Source organism: Streptomyces sp. WMMB 322 (assembly GCF_900090145.1).
Classification (GTDB): domain Bacteria; phylum Actinomycetota; class Actinomycetes; order Streptomycetales; family Streptomycetaceae; genus Streptomyces.
In genome coordinates, this window is sequence record NZ_FMHI01000012.1 from 182,510 (window position 1) to 205,615 (window position 23,106).

Annotated in this window: 20 protein-coding genes; 9 read left to right on the forward strand and 11 right to left on the reverse strand. The window is 71.6% G+C overall.

The genetic code is table 11. The features are described from left to right. Positions 1-477: 477 nt before the first annotated feature. Entirely contained in the window at positions 478-1,092 is a 615-nt protein-coding gene (locus H180DRAFT_RS19635; protein WP_079100238.1) for a uridine kinase family protein, read from the reverse strand. Between the two features lie 176 nt (positions 1,093-1,268). Here H180DRAFT_RS19635 and H180DRAFT_RS19640 point away from each other — a divergent pair, with 176 nt between their 5' ends. After that, on the forward strand, positions 1,269-2,639 hold the full coding sequence (locus H180DRAFT_RS19640) for a peptidase C39 family protein (protein WP_055487436.1): 1,371 nt from the start codon (positions 1,269-1,271) through the stop codon (positions 2,637-2,639). A 268-nt stretch (positions 2,640-2,907) separates the two neighbouring features. Here the strand turns inward: H180DRAFT_RS19640 and H180DRAFT_RS19645 are convergent, their stop codons facing one another. Then, positions 2,908-3,876 carry an aldo/keto reductase gene (locus tag H180DRAFT_RS19645; protein WP_055487437.1) on the reverse strand — a complete coding sequence of 323 codons (969 nt, stop codon included), beginning with the start codon at positions 3,874-3,876 and terminating at the stop codon, positions 2,908-2,910. 557 nt (positions 3,877-4,433) lie between these two features. Between H180DRAFT_RS19645 and H180DRAFT_RS19650 the strand changes: the two genes are divergently transcribed. After that, positions 4,434-4,967: a hypothetical protein gene (locus H180DRAFT_RS19650; protein WP_055487399.1), complete on the forward strand. Its 534-nt coding sequence runs from the start codon at positions 4,434-4,436 to the stop codon at positions 4,965-4,967. Between the two features lie 201 nt (positions 4,968-5,168). Here H180DRAFT_RS19650 and H180DRAFT_RS19655 read toward each other — a convergent pair whose 3' ends face one another. After that, complete coding sequence (locus tag H180DRAFT_RS19655; protein WP_055487400.1) at positions 5,169-6,086, reverse strand: cobalamin-binding protein; 918 nt, start codon at positions 6,084-6,086, stop codon at positions 5,169-5,171. A gap of 386 nt (positions 6,087-6,472) precedes the next feature. On the opposite strand from H180DRAFT_RS19655, the gene H180DRAFT_RS19660 reads away from it, so the two are divergent. Together H180DRAFT_RS19660 and H180DRAFT_RS19665 are read left to right on the forward strand one after the other, a co-directional pair. After that, entirely contained in the window at positions 6,473-7,483 is a 1,011-nt protein-coding gene (locus H180DRAFT_RS19660) for a permease (protein ID WP_055487401.1), read from the forward strand. Then, positions 7,480-8,217, forward strand: coding sequence for a TIGR03943 family putative permease subunit (locus tag H180DRAFT_RS19665; protein ID WP_055487402.1), 738 nt, complete (start codon positions 7,480-7,482; stop codon positions 8,215-8,217). The genes H180DRAFT_RS19660 and H180DRAFT_RS19665 overlap by 4 nt, the downstream gene beginning before the upstream one ends. Before the next feature lie 35 nt (positions 8,218-8,252). On the opposite strand, the gene H180DRAFT_RS19670 is transcribed toward H180DRAFT_RS19665, so the two are convergent. The 3 genes from H180DRAFT_RS19670 to H180DRAFT_RS30525 form a co-directional block, all read right to left on the reverse strand. Next, positions 8,253-9,704: a lipase family protein gene (locus H180DRAFT_RS19670; RefSeq protein WP_079100239.1), complete on the reverse strand. Its 1,452-nt coding sequence runs from the start codon at positions 9,702-9,704 to the stop codon at positions 8,253-8,255. A 214-nt stretch (positions 9,705-9,918) separates the two neighbouring features. After that, positions 9,919-11,502 (reverse strand): glycosyltransferase, encoded by a 1,584-nt coding sequence (locus H180DRAFT_RS19675; RefSeq protein WP_139151411.1) that lies wholly within the window; start codon positions 11,500-11,502, stop codon positions 9,919-9,921. 397 nt (positions 11,503-11,899) lie between these two features. After that, a complete protein-coding gene (locus tag H180DRAFT_RS30525) occupies positions 11,900-12,361 on the reverse strand; it encodes a penicillin acylase family protein (protein WP_055487404.1) in 462 nt (153 codons plus the stop codon). 307 nt (positions 12,362-12,668) lie between these two features. Between H180DRAFT_RS30525 and H180DRAFT_RS19685 the strand changes: the two genes are divergently transcribed. The 3 genes from H180DRAFT_RS19685 (at position 12,669) to H180DRAFT_RS19695 (ending at position 15,189) form a co-directional block, all read left to right on the forward strand. Continuing rightward, complete coding sequence (locus H180DRAFT_RS19685) at positions 12,669-13,094, forward strand: hypothetical protein (RefSeq protein WP_055487405.1); 426 nt, start codon at positions 12,669-12,671, stop codon at positions 13,092-13,094. A gap of 74 nt (positions 13,095-13,168) precedes the next feature. Then, positions 13,169-13,741, forward strand: coding sequence for an alpha/beta fold hydrolase (locus H180DRAFT_RS19690; protein ID WP_079100248.1), 573 nt, complete (start codon positions 13,169-13,171; stop codon positions 13,739-13,741). Between the two features lie 140 nt (positions 13,742-13,881). Then, complete coding sequence (locus tag H180DRAFT_RS19695; protein ID WP_055487406.1) at positions 13,882-15,189, forward strand: MFS transporter; 1,308 nt, start codon at positions 13,882-13,884, stop codon at positions 15,187-15,189. Positions 15,190-15,301: 112 nt separating this feature from the next. On the opposite strand, the gene H180DRAFT_RS19700 is transcribed toward H180DRAFT_RS19695, so the two are convergent. Then, the gene (locus H180DRAFT_RS19700) at positions 15,302-16,594 is read right to left on the reverse strand and encodes an exo-beta-N-acetylmuramidase NamZ family protein (RefSeq protein ID WP_055487407.1); all 1,293 of its coding nucleotides are present in this window, start codon (positions 16,592-16,594) and stop codon (positions 15,302-15,304) included. Between the two features lie 503 nt (positions 16,595-17,097). Here H180DRAFT_RS19700 and H180DRAFT_RS19705 point away from each other — a divergent pair. Next, positions 17,098-17,619 (forward strand): O-acetyl-ADP-ribose deacetylase, encoded by a 522-nt coding sequence (locus tag H180DRAFT_RS19705; RefSeq protein ID WP_055487408.1) that lies wholly within the window; start codon positions 17,098-17,100, stop codon positions 17,617-17,619. Positions 17,620-17,670: 51 nt separating this feature from the next. On the opposite strand, the gene H180DRAFT_RS19710 is transcribed toward H180DRAFT_RS19705, so the two are convergent. From H180DRAFT_RS19710 to H180DRAFT_RS19725, 4 genes are all read right to left on the reverse strand, one after another. After that, positions 17,671-18,828 carry a questin oxidase family protein gene (locus H180DRAFT_RS19710; RefSeq protein ID WP_055487409.1) on the reverse strand — a complete coding sequence of 386 codons (1,158 nt, stop codon included), beginning with the start codon at positions 18,826-18,828 and terminating at the stop codon, positions 17,671-17,673. Between the two features lie 296 nt (positions 18,829-19,124). Continuing rightward, positions 19,125-19,544 (reverse strand): VOC family protein, encoded by a 420-nt coding sequence (locus tag H180DRAFT_RS29900; RefSeq protein WP_055487410.1) that lies wholly within the window; start codon positions 19,542-19,544, stop codon positions 19,125-19,127. Positions 19,545-19,626: 82 nt separating this feature from the next. Further along, positions 19,627-20,274, reverse strand: a complete 648-nt coding sequence (locus H180DRAFT_RS19720) for a LutC/YkgG family protein (RefSeq protein WP_055487440.1) — start codon at positions 20,272-20,274, stop codon at positions 19,627-19,629. Then, the gene (locus tag H180DRAFT_RS19725; protein ID WP_055487411.1) at positions 20,271-21,779 is read right to left on the reverse strand and encodes a lactate utilization protein B; all 1,509 of its coding nucleotides are present in this window, start codon (positions 21,777-21,779) and stop codon (positions 20,271-20,273) included. Before H180DRAFT_RS19725 ends, H180DRAFT_RS19720 begins: the two co-directional genes overlap by 4 nt. A 149-nt stretch (positions 21,780-21,928) precedes the next feature. Between H180DRAFT_RS19725 and H180DRAFT_RS19730 the strand changes: the two genes are divergently transcribed. Then, positions 21,929-23,080 (forward strand): RNA-guided endonuclease InsQ/TnpB family protein, encoded by a 1,152-nt coding sequence (locus H180DRAFT_RS19730; protein WP_074466883.1) that lies wholly within the window; start codon positions 21,929-21,931, stop codon positions 23,078-23,080. The last annotated feature ends 26 nt before the right edge of the window (positions 23,081-23,106 follow it).

The following is a 23,106-nucleotide window of genomic DNA, read 5'->3' on the forward strand; positions in this document are numbered from 1 at the left end:
CCGCCGACGGCCTGCCCGCTCCATCCCCGGGAATCGGCACCCCGGACCCCGGCGCCGGGCAGCCGGATGAGGTGTGGGACGAACGTCCGTACTCCTGGCGGGACTTGAGGCTCGTTGACCCTGGTTTGCCCGAAGTCCTGCTTCCCTACGCATCGTACCCGCGAGATCGTCGCGGCCGAAGGGTGGTGCACGCGGTACGGAAGGAAGCCGTGGGAGATGCCGGTACGGTCGGATGCGGTCACATACGGTGAACGGCGTTCCGCGGGCGGGGATACGGCGAGAGCGGAGGAAGACAGAACGAAGCCCCCGATCACGGGGGAACAACCGGGGGCTTCGCGTCTGCAGGCGACCTGTACAGAGCGCCTGTTGGAAAAGTAATTCCTGTGAGCCTCCCGGGTCAAGCGACTCCGGGGACCGGCACCGTGAGGAGCGGCCGGAATCCGCCAACGCGTAACTGAGTGTGAGGAGTTGGGACTGTCAGCGGTCTCCCGCAGGTCCCACCCGAACCTCGAACCCCAGCTCTCCCTGACGCACCAGGTAATTCGCAGACGAATACGAGGGGTCCTCCGCGAAATGCCTGTTCTCGCTCCGCGTCCACGAATCCCAGAATTCCGCCAGTTCCGCACCGTCCCGCATGCGGCCGCGCCGCCACGCGTCCTGCGGCGCCATGTCCATCCACAGCAGACGGGACAGGTACGGACGCAGCGCGTGACGGCCCGCCCCGACGCCCTCGACGAGGATCACCGGTGCGGGCGGCAGCGGCGTCGACGCGTGCTCTCCCCGGGGGAAGGCCGCGCGTGTCCAGTCGTACCGCGTGTAGTGCGCCGTGCGGCCCCGGGAGAGGGGCGTGAGGACCTGCTCGTCGAGCCGCCCGGTCCAGTCGAAGTAGGCGTCGTGGCTGGCCAGGTCGTCCAGATGCAGCACGGGTGCTCCGCCCAGGCCGGCGGCGAGCCGTCCCGCGAACGTGGTCTTGCCCGAGCCCGCGTGACCGTCCACGGCGACCAGCCGTACGGGCCCGCACGAAGGCGGCAGTTCCCGGAGCAGTTCGGCGAGGACGGGGAGGGGTATGTGAGGGGCGTCGGAACCGGACACTCTGCCAGCCTACGGTCCGCCGGGATGTGCCGCGGCGTCAGCCGTGTCAGTGGTCCACTCCAATATTGGTGTGTGCGTCGCAGCCGGACCGGTGGCCGGGTCGGTGCCGGAGCGGGGATAGTGGCAATCTGACGCGCACCTGCCGCAGGGGAACCGAGGTTGAGGGATCTATGGCCATGAACAGCAGACCCACCACGCGCCGTACCGTACTCGCCGCCGCCGTCGCCACAGCCGCCATGGCGACCGCCCCGCCCGCCTCCGCCTCGGAGCGGGCCGCCGGGCCCGGCCGGACCGCAGCCGCCAGGCCGAAGATCTCGCTGCACAGCTGGAACACCCGGCGCGACTGGAAGGCGGGCACGGCGAAGGGCACGCGCGTGGTCGGCCGGGGCCGTCCCGCCGTCGTCTTCGAGACCCCGCAGGGCACCGCCAAGTACAAGGACCCGCACACCGGCGAGGTCGCCACCTGGGAGTACGCCACCTGGACCTCGCCGCTGCAGCCGACCGAAGTGGCCGCGGGCGAAATCATCGCCTCGTGGAACGCGCACACCCCGAAGGGCACCTGGCTGCGCGTCGAGATCGAGGGCCGCTACTCGGACGGAACGAAGACGCCCTGGTACACGATGGGGATCTGGACCTCCGGCGACGGCAAGGACGTTCCGCGGCGCACCTCCGTCGACGACCAGAGCGACGGCAAGTCCAGTGTGTGGACGGACACCCTCGCCCTCGACGAACTGGACAGCGGCCTGCGGCTGATGGGTTACAAGCTGCGCCTGACGCTCTACCGGGCACTGGCCGGCGGGGCGAAGCCTGCCGTGTGGCGGCTGAGCGCGATGAGTTCGGATGTTCCCGACCGCTTCGAGGTCCCGGCCTCCGAGCCGGGCCCGGGCCGCGGCATCGAGCTGGAGGTCCCGCGCTTCTCGCAGGAGGTGCACAAGGGCCAGTACCCGGAGTACGACGGCGGCGGCGAGGCATGGTGCAGCCCGACCTCGTCGACGATGATCCTCGAATACTGGGGCCGCACGCCCTCGGAGAAGGATCTGGAGTGGGTCGACCCGGACTTCGCCGACCCGCAGGTGTGCCACGCGGCGCGCTACACCTTCGACTACCAGTACGAGGGCTGCGGCAACTGGCCCTTCAATGCGGCGTACGCCTCCACCTACCGCGACATGGAGGCCGTGGTCACCCGGCTCGGAAGCCTCACCGACGTGGAGCGTCTCGTGGCGGCGGGGATCCCCGTCATCACTTCGCAGTCCTTCATCGAGTCGGAACTGGACGGGGCGGGCTACGGCACCGCCGGCCATCTGATGACCGTCATCGGCTTCACGCAGGACGGTGACGTCATCGCCAACGACCCTGCCTCCGAAGACAACGAGGCCGTGCGCCGCGTCTACAAGCGCCGCCAGTGGGAGAACATCTGGCTGCGCACCAAGCGCAAGGACGCGGACGGCAAGGTCAAGTCCGGTACGGGCGGCGTGTGTTACCTGTACTTCCCGACCAGCCTGACGGCCGGGCAGCGCAAGGTCCTGCGCGACCTCGGGGTCCGCTGAGCCTCACCCGGCACGGGGCCGGGTTTCCGCGCGGGCGGCGGCAGGTGCCGCCGCCCGCGGCGTGTTCCGGAGCCGGCCCGGGCGGCGGCCGGGGTGCGGCCGGGGCGCGGCCGCACCGGGAGGCGACCGGCTGGGCGCGACCGTGTGAGGCTCCCGCTGCGACGCCGCCCACATGGCCAACGCATGGCGAAAACCGTTCAGTTGACCTGTTGCGGATCGACGGAACCTCGCGGACGGGCCCCGAACGGGGCGGTTCAAGGCATCCCGGCTACGTCCACGGCAGGGCCGACCTGTGCTGCCAGTACGCGGGCGCCGGCCCGGCCATGGACGCCAGCCGGTCCAGATCGCCGTCGCCGAGGTGGACGCCGGAGGCCGAGACGTTGTCGTCGAGCTGGGCCGTCGTGGCGGCGCCGGAGAGGACGACGTCCGCCCAGGGCCGGTGCAGGACGGCGGCCAGCGCCAGGGCGCCGGGGGAGGTGCCGGTCTGCCTCGCGAGGATGCCGAGGGGCGACTCCGGGACGGCCTCGTGCACGAGACGGCCGTTGGCGAGGGCTTCCTTGACCAGGACGGTGCGTCCCGCGTCGTGCGCCTCGGCGAGGGCGGGGCCTGCCGAGGGTTCCAGCAGGTTGTACGTGGCCTGGACGGTCGAGAAGAGCGGTACGCCCTCCACCTCGACCGAGAGTGCGGCACGGATGGCGGCGGGCTGTTCGGGCCCGCTCGTGGACAGGCCGACGGTGACGCCTTCGGCGGCGAGGGCGGCGAGTTCGTCCTGCAGCGCGCGGTCCGTGAGGGCGGGGCTCTCCGGCGTCACGGAGTGCACCTGGTACAGGTCGAGGCGGTCGCCGAGAAGCTGCCGCGTCTGGGCCAGTTGCCGCTCGAACGTGGCCCGGCCGTGATCCTTGACCTCGTGCACCGCCGCGTCCGTGCGCCACTCGGCGGTGTAGGTGTAGCCCCACTTGCTGCCGGTCACGACATCGTCGGCCTCCGGACGCTTCCGCAGCCAGCCGGCGAGGAACTGCTCCGCCCTTCCGTAGGAGCGGGCGACGTCGAAGTACCGCACCCCGTGCGCGTACGCGGCGTCGAGGACTTCGTGCGAGCGGGCCTCCATGGCCTCGACCGTCCGCTCGGCGGGCAGGTCCGAGTCCCGTCCCAGGGTGATGTAGCCGGGACGTCCGAGAGCGGCCAGGCCGAGCCCGATCCGCGTGACGGGCGTGGCGGCAAGAGGTTCGAAAGGCACGGTCGGCATCCTCCGGTGAGCTGGTCCGGGCGGGGCGGCGTCACCGTACCCGAACTGCATCTGCGGCCCCGCGGTCGGGAAACCGCCGCGGGGCGGTCGCACCAGGGACTTGTCGGCCGAGTGCGGGCACAGGGGAGTGTCCACGGCGAAAGGGCCGGGCGCCGACGTGGGGCTGCATCGGCCAGGCCGACCCGGCGGGGTGAACGCAGAGCCCGGCAGATCCCGAAGTTCCCGGCAGTGTCGGTCCGGTGGTGTGCGTCATGCCGAGGGCCCGGCCCGTGGCCGGCCGTCCTGCCCGTTCGGCGCATTTCGATGGCCCGCACAGGTGGCACGCCGGGTCTGCGCGAAACCGGTTGCGCGGACCGGGTAATTGTCGATTTAGCAATAGAGCGTCGCGCCCGTCGGGCCGGCCAGGCATTCAACCAATTCCGCATGGCTTCCGGAGGGATGTGCTCCGGGCAACGTCCAGGTGTGAGGTACGCGGACGGCGGCCCGGAAGAAGACTTCCCTCGCTTTTTCTGAGTGGCTCACGCACGCACGGAACAAGGAGCGCAGGAATGGAATCCGAGGTCAGGACTTCACGACGTGTCAACGGCCGGTCCAGGAGCATCACCTGGGCCGCAAGAGGTCTTTCGGCGGTTGCCGGAACCGTGATCGCCGGGGTTCTCATCGCCTCGCCCGCGGCAGCAGCCGACAAGCCCGTCCCGCCCAACACGACGAACCCGAAGCCCGCGGCACCCGCCAAGGGGCTCGGTGAGCACGAGAAGAGGAAGTCGCAGAAGATCGTCCGGGCCGTCGTGGAAAGCGACGCGACCCTCGTCAAGAAGCAGAGCTTCGGTGCCACCTCGGCGACCAAGCTCGGCACCGGCGTCTACCAGGTCTGCTTCGCCGTCCCGATCAACAAGGGCACCTACGTCGCAAGCATCGGAATTCCCGGCAACGTAGGCGTTCCCCCTGCCGGAGAGATCAGCGTCGTGGGCCGGGTCAACACCGACAACTGCCTGTACATCCAGACGTTCAACTCCGCAGGAACACTGACGGACCGCGGCTTCCACGTGGTCGCGGCGTACTCCAAGGAGCGGCGACACTGACGGTCGACCACCGGGAACCGCTCGCACCGTAGTGAGCAGCGGTCTCGTCCTGGACGCCGGCCGGTACGGCGGCGTCCAGGACGGGCAGGTCCGGCTGATGTGAGGGCCGAGGGCGGCGCCCGCTCGGCGGGCGGCACACTTGCTCGTATCCCACGGCCCACGTGCGGAAGCCCCACCGCACCTTCGCCGAGGGTGGTCGCCCTATCTGTCTCCGCGCCGGGCCTCGGCAGGAGTGACCTCCTCGCCCGTGGTGACGCCGTGCAGGATGTGCGCGAGCACTTCCGTGCCCCGCACCACGCGCGGCCCCGGGCGGTTGAAGTACGCGGGGCCGTCCACCACCCACACCTGCCCGTTCCGCACCGCGGGCAGCTCCGCCCAGCCCGGCAGCCCGGTGAGCAACTCCTGCTCGGCTTCGGTTCGTTCGGGACTGAGGCCGCACGGCATCAGCAGCAGGACCTCGGGCTGCGCGGCCCGTACCGTCTCCCAGTCGACCGGTTCGGTGTGCTCCCCGGGCTCGGCGAGCAGCGGTTCACCGCCGGCCGTGCGGATCTGCTCCGGCACCCAGTGGCCCGCCGGCCACAGCGGGTCCAGCCATTCGATCGCGGCCACCCGGGGCCTGGGCCGTCCCGCGACGGACCTGCGGACCTGCTCCAGCCGTCCCCGCAGTGCCGAGACCTGCCTCGACCCCTCCAGGGGCACCCCCAGCTCCGCGCCGAGGCGTTCCACGCAGCCGAGGACGTCCGTGAGCGTGCGGGGCTCCAGGCTCAGCACCGTCGGCCCGCTCTCCATCGTGCGCACGGCTCCGGCGACGCTGCCGTACGAGACGGCGCACACCTCGCACAGCTCCTGGGTCAGCACCACATCCGGCGCGAGTTCGGTCAGTTTCCCGACATCGAGCGCGTACAGCGAGGAGCCGCTGTGACGCGCGCCGCCGACGGCCTCCGAGATCTCCTTGCTGCCCATGCCCTGCGCGTCGAGGCCCGCAGAGGTGACGACCGGGGTGTCCCGTACTGCCTCGGGCGGCCAGTCGCACTCGTGCGTACGGCCCACCAGGGCGCCGGCCAGGCCGAGTTCGGCGACGATGTCGGTCGCCGCGGGAAGCAGGGAGACGATGCGCATGCCCGCACCGTACTGTTCCGCAGGCGCGAAATCCCCGACGGGACAGGCGGGTTCCCGATCTCCTCACAGAGATCGCTGACCAGCACGGAAAGGACTTCACAGCTGCGTCACATCCCCGTGCTGCCGTGCCGCGGGCAGCCGTGGTCGCGACGGTACGCCGACGGTCCGCAGACGGCTGAACGGGAGCCGGATCCAAGGGAGTCCGGTGCTCGTCGGGCTTCGTCTCCGGCGCGCCGCCGTGAGGCACTGCCCGTGGCCGCGGGCCTGCTCCCGCATCGCTTCATCCGGTTCGAAGGACGCAGCGAGGAGGCGCGGCTACGCTGACGGAGCGTGCCGCACCCCGGGCCGTTGCGGCGCGAACGCCCGACCCGGAGGTATCCCGACCCGTGCCGACCACCGAAGCAGCCCCCTCGCGGGCCGGCGGACGCGACGCGGACACTCCGCAGCCCCGGCGGGTCAGCTCCTCGCTCGTACTGACGATGCTGCTGCTCCTGGTGATGTTGCTGCAGGCACCCGTCGGCCGGGCCCTGTCCGCCCCGGTGATGCAGAGCTGGATGACCGTGTTCGTCGCGGTGGTCGTACAGGCTCTGCCTTTCCTCGTGCTCGGCGTGCTCCTCTCGGCGGCCATCGCGGTCTTCGTCCCGCCCTCGTTCTTCGTCCGTGCGCTGCCGCGGCGGGCCGCCCTGGCGGTTCCGGTCGCCGGAGCGGGCGGGGCGGTCCTGCCCGGCTGCGAGTGCGCTTCGGTTCCTGTGGCCGGTGCGCTCGTGCGGCGGGGCGTCACCCCCGCTGCGGCCCTGGCCTTCCTGCTCTCCGCCCCGGCGATCAACCCGATCGTGCTGACCGCCACCGCAGTTGCGTTTCCGCGCAATCCGGAGATGGTGCTCGCACGGTTCGCCGCGAGCCTGCTGGTGGCGTGCGCGATGGGCTGGATGTGGCAGCGGTGGGCCCGCACCGACTGGCTGCGGCCGCCGGACCGCCCCTCGTTCGAGGGCCTCGGCAAAGGGGCTGCGTTCTGGGGTTCCGTGCGGCACGACGTGGTGCACGCCGGAGGCTTCCTCGTGGTGGGGGCGATGGCTGCCGCCACCCTCAAGGCCGTGGTGCCCGCCGGATGGCTGCAGAGCGCGGCCGGCAACCCTGTCGTGGCAGTTCTCGCCCTGGGCCTCCTCGCGGTGCTGCTGTCGATCTGTTCCGAGGCCGACGCGTTCGTGGCCGCGTCCCTCTCCCAGTTCTCACTCACGGCCCGGCTGACGTTCCTCGTCGTGGGCCCGGTGATCGATCTGAAGCTCTTCGCCATGCAGGCCGCCACGTTCGGACGCGGATTCGCGATGCGGTTCGCGCCTGTCACCTTCGCCGTGGCCGTCCTCGTCTCCGTCCTGACCGGGGCGGTGCTCCTGTGAACCGGTACGCACAAGCAGCGGTGCTGTTCCTCACCGGCGTGGCCGTGCTGCGCGCCGGGGTCACCGACCTCTACCTGCGCTACGTCAAGGAAGGTCTGCGTCCGCTGCTGCTCGCCGCGGGCATCGTCCTGGTCATCACGGCTGCGGCCACCGTCTGGTACGAACTGCGGCGGCTGCGCGGGCAACAAGGGAGCGCGGCAGACGAGGACCACGAGCGGCACGGGGGCGGGCACGGGCACCGGGAACCGCGAATATCGTGGCTTCTCGTCCTCCCCCTGCTCGCCCTCATCCTGGTCGCACCGCCCGCACCGGGCTCCTACAGTGCGATGCGCGCAGGCACGGCCCTGCAGAAGCCTCCCGGTTTCCCGAGCCTCCCCGACGGCAGCCCCCTCCGGCTCGGCGTCGGCGACTACGCCGCGCGGGCGGTCTACGACCACGGACGTTCGCTCGGCGACCGACGGATCAGGATGACCGGGTTCGTCGCCCTCGACCGCAGCGGCGCCCCGTACCTGACCCGCATGGTTCTCAACTGCTGTGCCGCGGACGCCGCGCCGGTCAAGGTCGGCCTCGCGGGCCGGCTGCCTCCCACGCTCCAGGCCGACACGTGGCTCGAAGTCACCGGCACGTACTCGCGCAAGCGCACCGATGACCCCGTCAACGACGGCGTCATTCCCTACTTCGACGTCAGCCGGGCCCGCCCCGTCAAGGCTCCCGCCGACGAGTACGAAGGCTGAGACAACACGTCACGTCCACCGCCGGGCAGGCTCCGTCACCTGCGGGCAGGCAGGGATCCGCAGTTGGAGGAGGCAGGCCTGCCGGAGAGGCGGTCGGTCAGCCAGGAGACGGCGCTGCCCTGGTCGACGAGGAGCGGTGCGAGGTGGTTCGTGAGCAGTCCGTCGCCCAGGTTGGGCAGTTCGACCGGCTTGTAGGTGACGTCCGCGCCCTTGTGGCACCAGTCCACGGCCAGCCGGCGTGCCTGGGCGTGCCCCACGATGTCGTCCTGCACACCGGTCGCCACACGTACCGGGCCCGCCGGTTTCAGCCTGCCGATCCGCTGTTCGTCGAGGGTCGCCCGGAGCTCCGGCTCCGCCTCGACGATGTCGGTGAGGGACTTGCCGCTGGTCGTCCACCGCGTGCTCCTGCTGAAGCCGTACCTGAGGATCGCGTCGCCCACGCACATCGTCGACAGGTCCTCGAGCGCGGCCTTGCCCGTCGCGTTGATGTTGGCGTCCGCGATCTTCCGGAGAGAGGGATCCGACTGGACGAACCCGTTGATCGACCAGCCCAGGGCGCCGGCGAGGGCACTGCCGTCGATGCCCTTGACGACCTCGGCCAGGTCGGCTGGCGGTGCGCCCGAGTAGGTGCCGGCCAGCTTCACGTCGGGAGCGTAGGAGGGCTGAAGTTCGGCCGCCGCGGCGGTCGCGCCTCCGCCCTGGCTGTAGCCGTACATGCCCACGCGTGAGGCGGAGACGACTGACGATCCGTCCACGGTGCGGGCCGCACGTGCGGCGTCCAGCAGCGCGTGGGCCTCGTCGAGCCGGTTGACGTAGGTGTGCAGCCGGTCGGTCGCGCCGAGGCCGGCGTAGTCGGTGACGGCCACCGCGATGCCCGCCGCAAGAAGCCGGTAGACGGCCACGTCCTCGTAACCGACGGAGACGGTCCGGCCGTTCAGCGTCACCGGGTGCTCGAGGGCGAGCGATGCCGAACACTGGTCGCCCTGGCCCATCGTGCCCGGCGCCAGGACCACCAGCGGGCGGGGTCCGCCGCCCTTCCACCCGGCCGACGGCTCGATGTAGGCGCCGGTCACCGCGACCGGATCCCCGCCGGAGTCCGTGGACTTGTACATCATGCGGGTCGCGGTGCCGGGGAGGGTTCCGTGCGGGCCGGGCAGGCTCAGGCCGAGCGGAAGCGTCTCGGTCCGGATCAGGGCGCCGTCGGTTTCCGGCAGTTGCGCGGGCGGGTCGTAGAACGCCGGGACGGGCACGCCCCGCGAGACCGTTCGGTCCCGCTGCTCGCGGTCGGGCTGCGCCCCCGTCGCCCAGGCCGGTGCGGCCTGTGCGCCGAGGCAGGCGGCGACCGCGACGGCGGTGGTCAGGAGGCGGCCGTGGCCTGCGGCCTTCCGCGGAGGGGCGGTGGGAGCGACCGGCCGCGCCGTCACCGGACCACGGTCCCTGCGGCCGAAGGCCGGGCTGTCCCCTGCGGGCCTCGACGGTTCTGCCATGGCTCTCTCCTCGCTCTGCTCGCGATGCCGGGCGAGGGAAAACTAGCCGTGCTGGCGTACCGGCGGTAACCCGTCGGTCGGTTACGCTACGGTAACTTCCGTTCGCTGTGGGCCCGGTCCGGCCTCGCCCGGCTCGGCCCTGGCCCGGCCACCGCGGTCCCGCGCCGCCCGGGCAGCGTCTTCCGGTCACGCAACGGGCGCACACAGGACGCGCTCACGCGTCGGCAGCGGCCTGTGCACGCCGCCGCGCGGTGCGCAGCCGGAGGCGCCGGACCGGCCACGCCAGGGCTCGCCGCCCCTGCCGCGCCAGCCTCCGGACGCGGCCGGCGGGGCGGCCGAAGACCGCCTGGTGCCGCCGTTGCGCCGCGCGCATCTCCCGGACCCAGAGCCTGGTCACGGCGGCGTCGGAGAACCGCCCCGCGGCCCGGCGGGCCTCCCGGCGCATCCGCGTCAGCCGCTCCGGCGCCGTCGTCACGAGCGCGGCGACCGTCCCGGCCAGCGCCTGCTCGTCGCCCGCTTCGACGAGGAACCCGTTGTGCCCGTGAGTGATGACGTCCGCGGGGCCGTAGGGAATGTCGTAGGCGACGGGGATGCAGCCTGCGGCCATCGCCTCCACCAGGACCAGCGGGAGGCCCTCAGTGCGTCCGGTCAGAACGATGAACGACGCCTCGCGGAGACGGGCGCGGGCATCGGACCGGTGGCCGTGCAGCCGGACGCTGCCGGCCGCGCCGAGTCCGTCGATCAGCGACTCCAGGCGCTCCCGTTCCCGTCCGTCGCCGTAGATGTCGAGACTGATCGCGCACTCGGTGAGCCGCCCGGCGCGGACCGTTGCGCGGACGGCGTGATCGACGCGCTTGCGGCCGATGAGCGCGGCGACGACGATGCCTCGCCGCGCCGGCCTGGGGCGTTCGGGCCGGGAGTGACGGCAGAGGCTTCTGCTGTTGGGGATCACGCACAGGTTGCCGGCGGGGCCGAGCAGAGACTCGACGTCCTGCTTCTGGCGGGGAGTCAGGAGGACGACGGAGTCGAAGTCCTGGAGGCGCTCGAAGACCGGGCGCCGCGACTCCTTCAGCAACCCGGTGGGTCCGCCGTCCGGAGCGAGGTGCGAGTTGTGGACCACGTGCATCGTGGTGGCGAGCTTGCGCCGGTAGGTGAGCATGAACGCGGCAACGGTCTTGCTGTCGACGATCATGATCGAGGGTTCGCGGTTCCGGACGAGGTCCAGCCAGAACCGGTAGAACGACCAGATCCGGCTCCAGGAGCGCACGGGGTTCCCGTCCCGGTCGCACAGGACGACGGATCTGCCGCCCTCCTTGCCGGGGACGAGGATGTCCCGCCGGTCGCTCAGCAGCAGCGAGCCGTCCTCCCGGTAGTGGTCGGTCTGAAGCACCGTCCCGTCCGCGGCGCACCGCCTCCGGCTGAGCACGTGACCGTCGCGCAGCGCCGGGACATGGGAGCCGCCGGGGCTGAGCGGTGTGAAGAGGTGCCGGCGCAGGTCGGGTGAACCGGCCGCGGAGGCCGGGAGTTCGCGGCCGCGGAAGAAGTCGTAGAGGTTGATCAGCCGCATGCCGTCGATGAGTTCGCCGGACGAGCGAAGCTCGGCCTCGACTGACGGGTAGTCGGGACGGTCGTCGAAGGTGAGGACATCGACGGGGCGTCGCGCGAGGGTGACGAGAGCCCGCGAGCGGTGGAGTATCGCACTCGTCATGCCGCCGAACTGGTCGGGGATGCTCCAGGTCAGGGCGAACTGCCTCCCCTTGGGCGGCAACGGGCGGGCAACCGGCAGAAGGTTTGCCATTGAACGAGCGTAGCCGGGATGATCAGCCGCTTGACCGGCGCACAGTCGCACGCCGATGCGTCTTTGTGCTCCTGTCCGCGTGCTTTGGCGCGTGTGCTTCCGTCCGCGTACACAGCGGAGGCGCGACATTGAAACCCGGCAGGGAAAAGGAAGTTGAGCAGGGGGCGAGCGGTCCCGGCCCGTTGCCCGGAACAGGCGGAGTGTGCCGTCACCGTGGAGCGCCCGGTGGCAAAGGGGGGATCAGCCGCCCGGCGGCCACGGTCACGCCTGCATGCCTACGCCCCGTGCGGCGCGGGCCGCAGCGTGATGGTCGCTTCCGTGTGCTCCTCCACCGCGGAGCGGCTGTAGAGGAGCACCCGCCTCAACTCCTCGACCTGCGGCCCGAAGTCGCGCAGCGTCAGCGCCCGCGCGACCTCCTCGCCCAGGTTGTAGTGGAGTCCGTGGCTGCGGATGCGGCCACGTCGGACGGCTCCCAGAACGCAGGTTCGTAGCCGAGCAGGCCGAACTCCGCGGGCAGCAGCTGTCGTCGACGTCCGCACAGCTCCACGAAGGCGTTGACGCCCGCGGTGAACGCCCTGGCCGCCGGCTCCACGTCCGGACCGTAGGAACGCCACTCCTCCTCCATCGCACCCCCGTACAGGAACAGCCGGGCCGCGCGGTCGTGTTCGAGGTACCGCTCGCCGAAGACCTCCGAGAGCAGTCCCAGCCCGCGGCGACGCCACAGGTCGATCTGGAAGAGGCGGTCACGGGCGGCGTTGAAGCCCTGGGCGAGGAAGAGGTCCCGCCGGGACGAGGCGTACAGATGCGGTACGCCCCACCGGTCGATGCGCACCTCCACGGGCGCGGCGAGCCCGGGCACCGTGAAGACGGAGTGCGATTCCTGCTTGTCCGGCCCGCTTGTCCGGCCCGCGATGCGGCGGGACCACCCGGGCTTCCGGAGGAGGCTCCGGCCGCGCCCCGGGCACCCTGGCACCCAAGGGCGACGGCGGACGCCTGCCCCGCCACGTGCCCGCGCACGCATCGGACACGCCTGCCCGCCGTCGTTCGGCGTCCCTCCGCGACTTGGGGGTACACGTCCCCGGACGGCGTCCGGCCGGGCTCACGCGCCGGCCCGTGGGGGAAGAGGAACGGTGACAACGACGGCGAGGAACGGCGAGGCGGAGACTGTGCACGTGAAGATGCTGCGGCTGGTGGGCGCGGCCACCGCCCTGTACGGGATTGCGGTGGCGGCCAGGCCCGAACTGCTGGCGAAACCCTCGGGCCTGACCGGCGCCGACGGACGGGCCGCGGAAGGGACACGGATCTCGCTGCGTCCGCTGGCGCTGCGCGACGCGGCCGACGGACTGGCGATGGCATACGCACCGGAGGGGCCCGCGCTGCGCACGGCCACGCTCGTGCGGATCGCCTCCGACCTGGGGGACGCCCTTCTTCTGGGAGCCACCCTTCCGAAGCAGGCCCGTGCCAAGGCCGTCGCGGTCTCGGTGGGCTGGGCCTCGCTGTCGGTCGCGGGACTGTGCGCCCGCGGAGGCCGGCGCGGCGAGCGGGGTTCCGCCGGCTTCCGCACCTCTCGCCGTCGCCGGGCGGCCCGGTGACGGAGTGTGAGGCACAGGCGGCCCCGGCTCTGCTCCCGCACACCACCGTCGAGGAGCCGAAGGCCGCCGTGCTGATGCTGCACGGCGGCCGCTCCGACGGGCTGGAGGCCCCGCCGCCGTGGAACCTTCCCGGCGCCCGCATGCGGCTCTTCGTCCCGTCCCTGATCAGGGCCACTGCGGGACGATCGGTGCTGCTTTGCCGGGTGAGGTACCGGTGCCGCGGCTGGAACGGAGAACGGGAGGACGCCTCGCGCGACGCCCGCTGGGCCCTCGGCGAACTGGCCCGGACCGTGGGCGGGTTGCCGGTCGTGGTCGTCGGACACTCGATGGGCGGACGGGCCGCGCTGCGCGTCGCCGGTGACGCCGCGGTGCGGGGCGTGGTGGCCCTGGCCCCGTGGTGCCCGGAGGGTGAGCCCGTGCGTCAGCTCTCCGGGCGCCGTGTCGTCGTGCTGCACGGAGACCGGGACCGCGTGACCGATCCCGGCGCCTCCCGCCGGCTGCTGGTGCGGGCACGTGAGGCAGGAGCGCAGACCCGCTTCGTCCCGGTACCCGGCGGCGACCACGCGATGCTGCGGCGGCGTGCCGACTGGCACCGCACGGTGGCGGAAGAGGTGGCCGGGATGCTCGCGGACGGCGCCGAGGGGTAGCGGGCGCGGTGCCCTCATGCCTCACGGGCACCGGGATGGCCCGACGCACGGAAGGTACCGCTCCGCAGACGCCCCGTCGGGTTTGGTGAGCATGTGTTCACACGCGTGTGCACAGGTGGATTCTGGGGAGGGGACGGCCCATGACGCAGCCGACCGATGCCGCCGGGCCCGCGAAGGCAGCCGGCGAGGCCCCACCGATGCGCCCCGGGCGCCAGCTTCTCGCCGCCTCCGTAGGCAACGCCGTCGAGTGGTACGACTGGCTCGCCTACACCTTTCTCGCGACATTCATCGCCGACGAGATCTTCCCCCGGAGCGCCGGCAACTCGCTCGTTCCGCTGCTCTCGACGTTCGCCGTCTTCGCCGTCGGCTTCTTCATGCGTCCCATCGGCGGGCTGCTGCTCGGAGCCATCGCCGACCGCCGCGGACGCCGGGCCGCACTGACCGCCACGATCCTGCTGATGGGCGGCAGCAGCCTCCTGCTGGCGCTCACCCCCAGCTACGCGGCCGCCGGACTGCTCGGCCCGGTCGTGCTGGTGATCGCCAGGCTGCTGCAAGGTCTGTCCGTGGGCGGCGAGTTCGCTGCGGCGACCACCTTCCTCGTGGAGTCGGCGGGCCCCGGCAGGCGCGGGTTCTTCTCCAGCTTCCAGTACGTCTCCACCACCGTGGGACAGCTCATCGCCTCCGGCGTCACGGCGCTGCTGGTCGCAAGCATCGACGACGCCGCGATGCACCAGTGGGGATGGCGGGCGGCGTTCCTGCTCGGTGCGGTGCTGAGCCTCGTGGGCTTCTGGATCAGGCGGGGTTCGCAGGAGACCCGCAGCGCCGAACAGCAGGCCGCGTCACGCCCCGGGCTCTTCGAGGCGCTGCGCACGCACCCGCGAGAATCGCTGCTCATCTGCGGCATCACGACCGGCGCGACCATCGCCTACTACACCTGGACCTCGTACCTGCCGACGTACGCACAGGTCAACGTCGGCTTCGACAAAGGCGATTCGCTGCTGATCGGCACCATCTCGCTGGCGTTCTTCGCGCTGCTGCAGCCGCTGGGCGGTCTGCTCTCCGACCGTGTCGGGCGCAAGCCACTGCTGCTCACCTTCTCCGTGGGCTTCGCCGTGCTGTGCGTCCCGCTGCTGAACTCGATCACCACGTCGTTCATGTCGCTGCTGCTCGTGCAGTGCGCGGGCATGGTCCTGCTGACCGGCTACACCTCGATCGCCGCGGCCGTCAACGCCGAGGTCTTCCCCGCCCGCGTGCGCGCGGCAGGCATCGGATTCCCGTACTCCGTGACGGTGGCCCTCTTCGGCGGCACCGCCCCCTACATGGGAACCCTCTTCAAGGACCTGGGACGGCCGGGCGCCTTTCCCTGGTACGTGGCCGCGCTGTGCCTCATCTCCGCGGTCGTCTACCTGAAGCTGCCGGAGGGTGCGAAAAAGCCGCTCGACCGGTAGGGGCCCGGGCCCGCAACCCGACGGCAACTCCGACGCCGACCCGACGTGGCCGCGGCCCCGGTGCGAACCGGGGCCGCGGCCACGTCGGGTGTTTCGGCGCCGGCAGTGGGCCTCAGCGGTAGAGGAAGTACTGGCGGCGGGTGCGGTCGAAGGCGCGGACCTCGTCCTTCCAGGCGCCGACGACCTCGTCCGTGCTCTTGCCCGCGTCGAGCATCGTCCGCAGCCGCGTCGACCCGGACAGCTTGTCGATCCAGTACGGGCGCGGGTCGTTGTCCTTGCGCCAGGCGAAGCCGTCGTACTTCATCGCCTCGGCGAGCATCGCCACGGCCGTCGGAATGGGCCGGTAGCTGCGGGGGTCGGTGACGTGCAGCTGGACGCCCGCGCAGGTCTTGCCCTGGTACTTGCTGAAGGTGGGCACGAAGTAGCCCTCCCTGAAGCGCACCCCGGGCAGCTTGCGGGCGTTGAGCCGGTCGCTGTAACGGTGGTCCAGGTAGGGGGCGCCGATGAATTCGAAGGGCCGGGTGGTGCCCCGTCCCTCGGAGAGATTCGTGCCCTCGAAGTAGCCGGTGCCCGAGTAGACGGTGGCCGTGTCCGGGAACGGCATGTTCGGCGACGGCGGCACCCACGGCAGGCCCGTCTCCTGCGCGGGCGCCTCGGGGTCCCAGCCGCGGACGCGTACGACGTCGAGTTCCGCCTTGCCGCCCTTGCCCTCGTCCGGCAGCAGTTCGCCGTTGAAGTAGCCCGCCAGCTCACCGACCGTCAGACCGTGCTGCTGGATGATGGGCTTCAGGCCGACGCCGGAGGTGTACTCCTTCGTCATCATCGGCCCGTCCGCCCTCCGCCCGACGGGGTTCGGACGGTCCAGGACGAGGAAGGAGGCGCCGATGTCGCGGGCGGCGACCATCGCCTGATACATCGTCCAGATGTAGGTGTAGAAGCGCACTCCCACGTCCTGGATGTCGAAGACGATGGTGTCGGCGCCTGCCTTGCGGAACAGCTGCGCCATCTTTGCGGCGTCCGCGCCGTAGGCGTCGTAGACCGTCAGGCCCGTGCGCGGGTCCTCGAACTCGGGCTCGGACTCGCCCGCCTGCGCACTCCCGCGGAAGCCGTGCTCGGGCCCGAACACCCCCACGATGTTCAGCTCCTTGCGTGCCGCCATGGAGTCCACGATGTGGCTGGTGTCCCGCAGAACCCCCGTCGGGTTGCTGACCACCCCGACCTTGCGGCCTCGCAGCATCTTCCAGCCGGACGCCGCGGCCACGTCGGCACCCGGTGTGACCCGGCTGTGCGCGGCGCCGCCGGGAGGAGCGGCGGCGGAGGCGCTGCCGGCGGTGAGGAGCGGGGCGCCGAGAGCGGCTGCTGTGCCGCCGAGGAAGACCGAGCGGCGGGAGGGGGTGCTGGACATCGGCAGGTGTCCTTCCGGAGACGGGTGCTCAGGGCACGGCAGGTGACGCAAGTTATCCCACGGCCACAGCGCCTACCAGTGTGCGTGCACGCCGCCAGTGGTACGCGCAATGAAAGGCCCGCTCACCCTTGTGCGGAGCAACCGGCCGACGGGCCTGCGGTGTGCGCCCCGACCGCGGAACCGTCCTGACGGCGAAGAGCTCCTGGCAGCGGGGGAGCCTGCTCCGCCTTCGGACAGAAGCGCGCGACTCATCAGACTGTGAAAGTTTCCCTCAAAGCCTTGTTATCCGGACATCACGGGCGCACTCTCGAATTCAGCCCTCAGGGCCGGTCCCCGCCGCGTCGGGTTTTCTCCCCCAGTAGGCCCGACGCGGCGGGGGCTCTCTCAGCTCGGCTCCCTCAGGCCGGTGCGTGGAGGCCGGCGCCCTGGGCCACCCGGAGTCCCGGGGCCGGCGCCGCGGAGATGCGCACTAGGGCCCGCGGCGCGGTGCGAGGATGACCCGTATGCCGAATCCGACGAATGCCGCTGTCACGATCGTGCAGGGCGACATCACCGAACAGGACGTCGACGCGGTGGTCAACGCCGCCAACTCCTCGCTGCTGGGCGGCGGCGGAGTCGACGGCGCCATCCACCGCAAGGGCGGCCCGGACATCCTCGCCGAGTGCCGCGAGCTGCGCTCGTCCCGCTACGAGGAAGGGCTGCCGACGGGGCAGGCGGTGGCCACGACGGCGGGGCGGCTGCCCGCCCGCTGGGTGATCCACACCGTCGGTCCCGTCTGGGCGAAGAGCGAGGACCGCTCGGAGCTGCTGGCGTCCTGCTACCGCGAATCTCTGCGCGTCGCCCGTGAGTTGGGCGCCCGCAGCGTCGCGTTCCCGGCGATCTCCACCGGCGTCTACGGCTGGCCCCTCGACGACGGGGCCCGCATCGCCGTCGAAACCGTGCGCGAGGAGGCCGGGCGCTTCGACGAAGTGCGGTTCGTACTCTTCGACCGGCGTTCCTACGACACCTTCGCGGCCGAGATGTAGGGCCGGCCCGGGTCCGTTCCCCGGCCCGGGTCCGCTCCCGCCGCCTTCTGCTCAGGCGGGGTCGATGAGTTCGACGGAGCGCAGCGCCGCGGCGAGCGCGTGCACGCTTCCACCGCCGGTCGCGGCCGCATCCCGGGCCGCGACGTCCAGGGCGGTGTCGGTGAGTTTGATGGCGTGTTCGTCCCCGTGTGCCGCCGCACGCTCGAAAACCTCCTCGGAGGTGAGGCGCGCAGCGGCGTCGAGAGGCGCGGGCGACGCGGCAGCCGGCGCGTAGGCCGCGGTCACCACGGTGGCCGCCGACCATGCTGCCTCCAGGCTCGGCAACCACAGTGCCTCGGGCAGTGCGGGCAGCGTCCGCAGCACGGCGTTCGGCGCGGTCGCCGCGTGCACGAGCATCACTGGTTGCCCGTGGGCGTGTGTCGCGTACCGGTGCGTGGCCGCCCGCACCAGGTCCTCCAGGAGCGCACGTGCCCGACCGGCGCCGGCCGGTCCGGAGTCCGTTCCGTCCGGGGCCGTTCCCACCGGGCCGGTGCGGCCCGGACCGTCGGTGCCGGTCCCGTACGAGCCGGGAAGGGCGGGAAGCGTGGTGATCCGGGGAACGCGGTCCCGGAATCCGCCGCTCTGATCACCGATGCGGGGGACGGCGTCGAGGCCCGCCGCGGCCGGACCCGGCCCGGGGAAGAGGCTGAGGCGGGGCAGCGGCCGGTGCCGGCCCGCCCAGTAGCCGAGGGCGTGGGCGAGCTCGTCGAGCCGGGGGCGCGAGGCGACTGCTCCCCGGCCGCCGTCGGCGGCGCGCTCGTCGAGAAGCGTGCGCACCGCGTGGCCCACGCGGATCACGCCGTGCGTCGCCGCGGCGCTGATGCCCGGCAGCAGCCGTGGCCACCATTCGGCGAGCACCTCCCGCCAGGGACGTTCCTCCAGCTCCCGCGTGAAGCGGGCGATCCAGTCGGCCAGGCGCCGCGGGTCTCCCAGCGCCTCACGCCAGCCGGCGTCGGTGACGGGGGACGACGGGACGGGCAGGTCTTCCAGCTTGTCCTCGTACCGGTCCAGCCAGCGGTGCACACCGGGGGCCTGACCGTGCCGCACCAGCGCCTCGACGGCCATGGGGGCGTGGTTGCTGAGCCAGTCCTCGCGCTCGGGGCCGCTGCGGTGCAGCCGCTCCAGTGCCTCGTCCAGTGTGCCGCTGCTGTCGGTTCGGTGGGTGTCCATGCCGGCTGACGCTAGGCCGCCGCCGCGCAGTGCGTAACGGGCTGCCGACCTGGGCCGCCGGACCGGTGTGCGCGGGACGCGGGGCGTAGGCCTCGCGGAGGCAGACCTGGGGCGTCCTCCCGGAGCTTCTGTGCTGACCAGGAGAACGCCCCGGGCTCAGCCGGCCGCGGCAGGCGCCCGGGCTCGGGGCAGGCGGTGCCTTCCCCTTCGTCTCGGGGCTCCTCGCACCGGTACAGCGATACGGCGATCCACCGCGAACACCGCCGGTGCGGCGGCGCGGCCTCGACGGAGCGGCGTCAGGCCTCATCCGGTGCCGTGGCCGACGTGGCCGGCGTCGCCGGCGTGGCCTGCCGTTCGGCCGCGCTGCGCAGCACGCAGAACTCGTTGCCCTCGGGGTCGGCGAGCACCGCCCAGCCGGTGCCGTCGTCGGCCCGGCGGTCATCGCACATGGTCGCCCCCAGCGCCAGCAGCCGTTCGACCTCGCGGTCGCGCCGCCCGTCGGGCTCCAGGCACAGATGCAGGCGGTTCTTCACGGCCTTGGGCTCGGGGACCTTGAGGAACAGCAGCTCCCGTCCTCCGTCGAGGGGGACGCCCACCTCGTCCTCACCGGGCTCGTCGTCGGGGTGGACCGGGATGCCGAGGACCTCGCCCCAGAAGCGGGCCAGGGCGTACGGGTCGGCGCAATCGACCGCGATGTTCTTGAGAGTTGACTTCACCGGCTCAGTGTTCTGAGGTCCGCCGCACCTGTCCAGCGGATATCAACGTGCTGCGCTGGACGCGTGCCGGTCTGCCCGTCCGTCATCCTCCCGGCGCGGTGATGATCACCTCCAGGGTCCTCGGGCCGTGGACGCCCTCCACGCGGTCGAGCTCGATGTCGCTGGTGGCCGACGGGCCGGAGATCCAGGTCTGCGGACGGGCCGGGTCGAGCCTGCCGAGCGCCTGCGGCACGGAATCCACGATCTGTTCCGGGGCGCGTACGACGCAGATGTGGTGGTCCGGCACGAGGGAAATGCGGCGCCGGCCCTGGTCCTCTCCCGCGTCCAGCACGATGGTCCCGGTCTCGGCGACCGCCACCGCGCAGCACGTCACGACGCTGTCGAGGGCGTCGAGTTCGCGTGGCGACATCGAAGGGTCGTCGGCGACGCGTTCGACTTCGCCCGGCAGCCAGCCGGCCGGGAGGCCCGGCGGCGCGACGACGCTGCGGGCACCGCGCGCGCTCAGCAGTTCCGCGATCGTGGCGGGCAGCCGGGCGGGTGTGCAGCGGTGCACGAGGGCGCGGTAGTCGGCGAGGTTCTCCGCGAGCAGGTCCAGCCGCTGGGCGTCGCTGCGCTCGGCGTGGGTGGTCCAGTAGTCGCGGGGGACCGCCGCCTCCTGCGGTCCCTCGTCGCGCGGCACGTCGGCGAGCGCGCGCCGTACGCGGCCGAGGACGACATCGCGGCTGTTCACTCGGCGCCGCCCCCTTCCGTGCGCGGAGCGGCGCTTCCGCCGCCTCGGGTCCGCCTCCACCAGTCGCGGAAGGACTCCGGCGCCGGCCGCGGAATGTCCCGGCTGTCGGACCAGGCTCTGCCCGGTCCCGGCAGCGGAAGGCGCCGCGGCGTCAGACGCCGCGTGCGTGCGGCGATCCGCTGGCCTGCGCGCAGGGCACCCGGATGCTCGAACGTCCAGCGCGCCGCGCGCATGGCGGCACGCTCGGCGGCGTGCCCCTTCGCCGGTTTGACGGAGGTCCGCTGCCCGCGGACGGTGACGGTGCCGCCCTCGACGACGCGCTCGCGCAGGTGCACCAGCACCTCCGGGATGTCGATGGCGACGGGACACACCTCGTAGCAGGCCCCGCACAGCGACGATGCGTACGGCAGCGAGGCGTCCAGTTCGCTCTGCACTCCGCGCAGTTGGGGAGTGAGGATGGCGCCGATCGGTCCGGGATAGGGCGAGCCGTAGGCGTGGCCGCCGGCGCGTTCGTAGACCGGGCAGACGTTCAGGCATGCCGAGCAGCGGATGCAGCGCAGGGCCTGCCGTCCGACGGTGTCGGCCAGCGCGTCCGTGCGGCCGTTGTCCAGCAGGACGAGGTGGAAGGCCGAGGGCCCGTCCTCGTCAGTCGTGCCCGTCCAGGTGGAGGTGTAGGGGTTCATCCGCTCCGCCGTGGAGGAGCGAGGCAGCGTCTGCAGGAAGACCTCCAGGTCCTGCCACGTCGGCACGGTCTTCTCGATGCCGACGACCGAGATCAGTGTCTCGGGGAGCGTCAGGCACATGCGGCCGTTGCCCTCGGACTCCACGACGACGAGGGTGCCGCTCTCGGCGACCATGAAGTTCGCGCCGGAGATGCCGACCTTGGCACTGAGGAACTTCTCCCGCAGGTGCAGGCGCGCGGCCTCCGCCAGTTCGCCGGGGTCGTCGCTGAGGCCCTTCGGCGCCGCCCGCCCCCAACTGCCCATCTTCTCGCGGAAGATGTCGCGGATCTGGTCGCGGTTGCGGTGGATGGCGGGGACGAGGATGTGGGAGGGCAGGTCGTCGCCGAGCTGCACGATGAGTTCGGCGAGGTCGGTCTCGTACGCGGAGATACCCGCCTTCGCGAGCGCCTCGTTGAGCCCGGTCTCCTGCGTGGCCATGGACTTGACCTTGACGACGTCGCTCTCGCCCGTCTCCCGGACGAGGCCGGTGACGATCCTGTTGGCCTCCTCCGCGTCGCGAGCCCAGTGCACCTGGCCGCCCGCCGCGGTCACGGCGGCCTCCAACTGCTCCAGATAGTGGTCGAGATGGCGCAGGGTGCGGTTCTTGAGGGCCGCGCCCGCCGCGCGCAACTGCGCCCAGTCGCCGAGCTCTTCGACGGCTTGTGCACGCTTGGCGCGGATGGTGTGCGTCGCGTGCCGCAGGTTGCCGCGCAGCCTCATGTCCCGCGTGGAGGAGGCCGCCGCCCGGGGGAAGGAGGGCATGCCCAGATACGTACCGCTCACCGGACTCCTTTCGGTGAAGCTCCAACGCTGAGGCCAGAGCGGAATTCGATTCGGGGTGCCTCGGTGTCCTTGCAGAGGGACTTGTCATTGCCAAGCCATAGATTCTTGCTATGTCCCGTTTCCGGTTGCAGCCCACGTCCGATCAGGTGATGGGGCTCGTTGGGCACTGCCGTCATGCCCGGTACGTGTGGAATCTGTGCGTTGAGCAGCAGTCTTGGTGGGCACAGTGGCGTGGTGCGGCGCCGGGCTTCGCCGAGAGATGCCGTCAACTGACTGAGGCCCGGTCCGTGTTCGGCTGGCTGGCTGCGGGATCGGTCACGGTGCAGCAGCAAGCGCTGCGAGACTTCGGTCAGGCGATGTCCAATTTCTTCGCAGGGACTCACCGCAGGCCGACGTGGCGCAAGGCTGGCAGGCATGAGAGCTTCCGGATCACCGCCGTCAAGCCTTCCGACGTACGGCGACTGTCCCGCAGAGTGGGAGAGGTTCGAGTCCCGAAAGTTGGCTGGGTGCGCTTTCGTTGGTCCCGCGCCGTACCCGGGGCCAAGTCCTACCGAGTGACGAGGGATCGCGCCGGACGCTGGCACATTGCGTTCGCAGTGGTACCGGCCCCGATCACGACACCTGACAGTGGTGCGACAGTGGGTATCGACCGCGGCATCTCCGTCTCTGCAGCGTTGTCGACCGGACAACTGCTGTCCTGCCCCGTGCCATCGAAGTTTGAGACTGCAAGGCTGGCGCGGCTTCAGAGACGCCTTGCCAAAGCCACACGCGGATCCAAGCGGCGAGCCCGGCTCAAGGCCGCCATCGGCCGCACCAAGGCCCGCCAGACAGACCGGCGCAAGGACTGGACCGAGAAGATCTCCACCGACTTGGCCAGGCGATTCGACCGGATGGCATTCGAGGATCTGAGGGTGACAGCGATGGTGGCTAGTGCGAAGGGCACTAGCGAAGCGCCCGGATGGAATGTACGCCAGAAGGCCGGGTTGAACCGGTCGATCCTGCAACATGCCTGGGGCGGCCTGCTCCAGCGCACCAAGAACAAGGCACCAGGCCGGGTGATTTTGGTGCCTGCGGCTTATACGTCCCAGCGTTGCTCCGCATGCGGGCACGTGGCAGCAGAGAACCGAGAGAGCCAATCGGTCTTCGCTTGCCGCGCGTGTGGATACGCGGTCAACGCGGATGTGAACTCGGCGAAGAACATCGATACAGCCGCAGGACATGCGGTGGTGCAGCGCGGGGAGGGTACCCGGGCTGCCGGGCCGAAGAACCGCGAACCTCAACTCGTCTCCTCCGTCACATGAATGGCTGAGGGATGGGTTGGAATCCC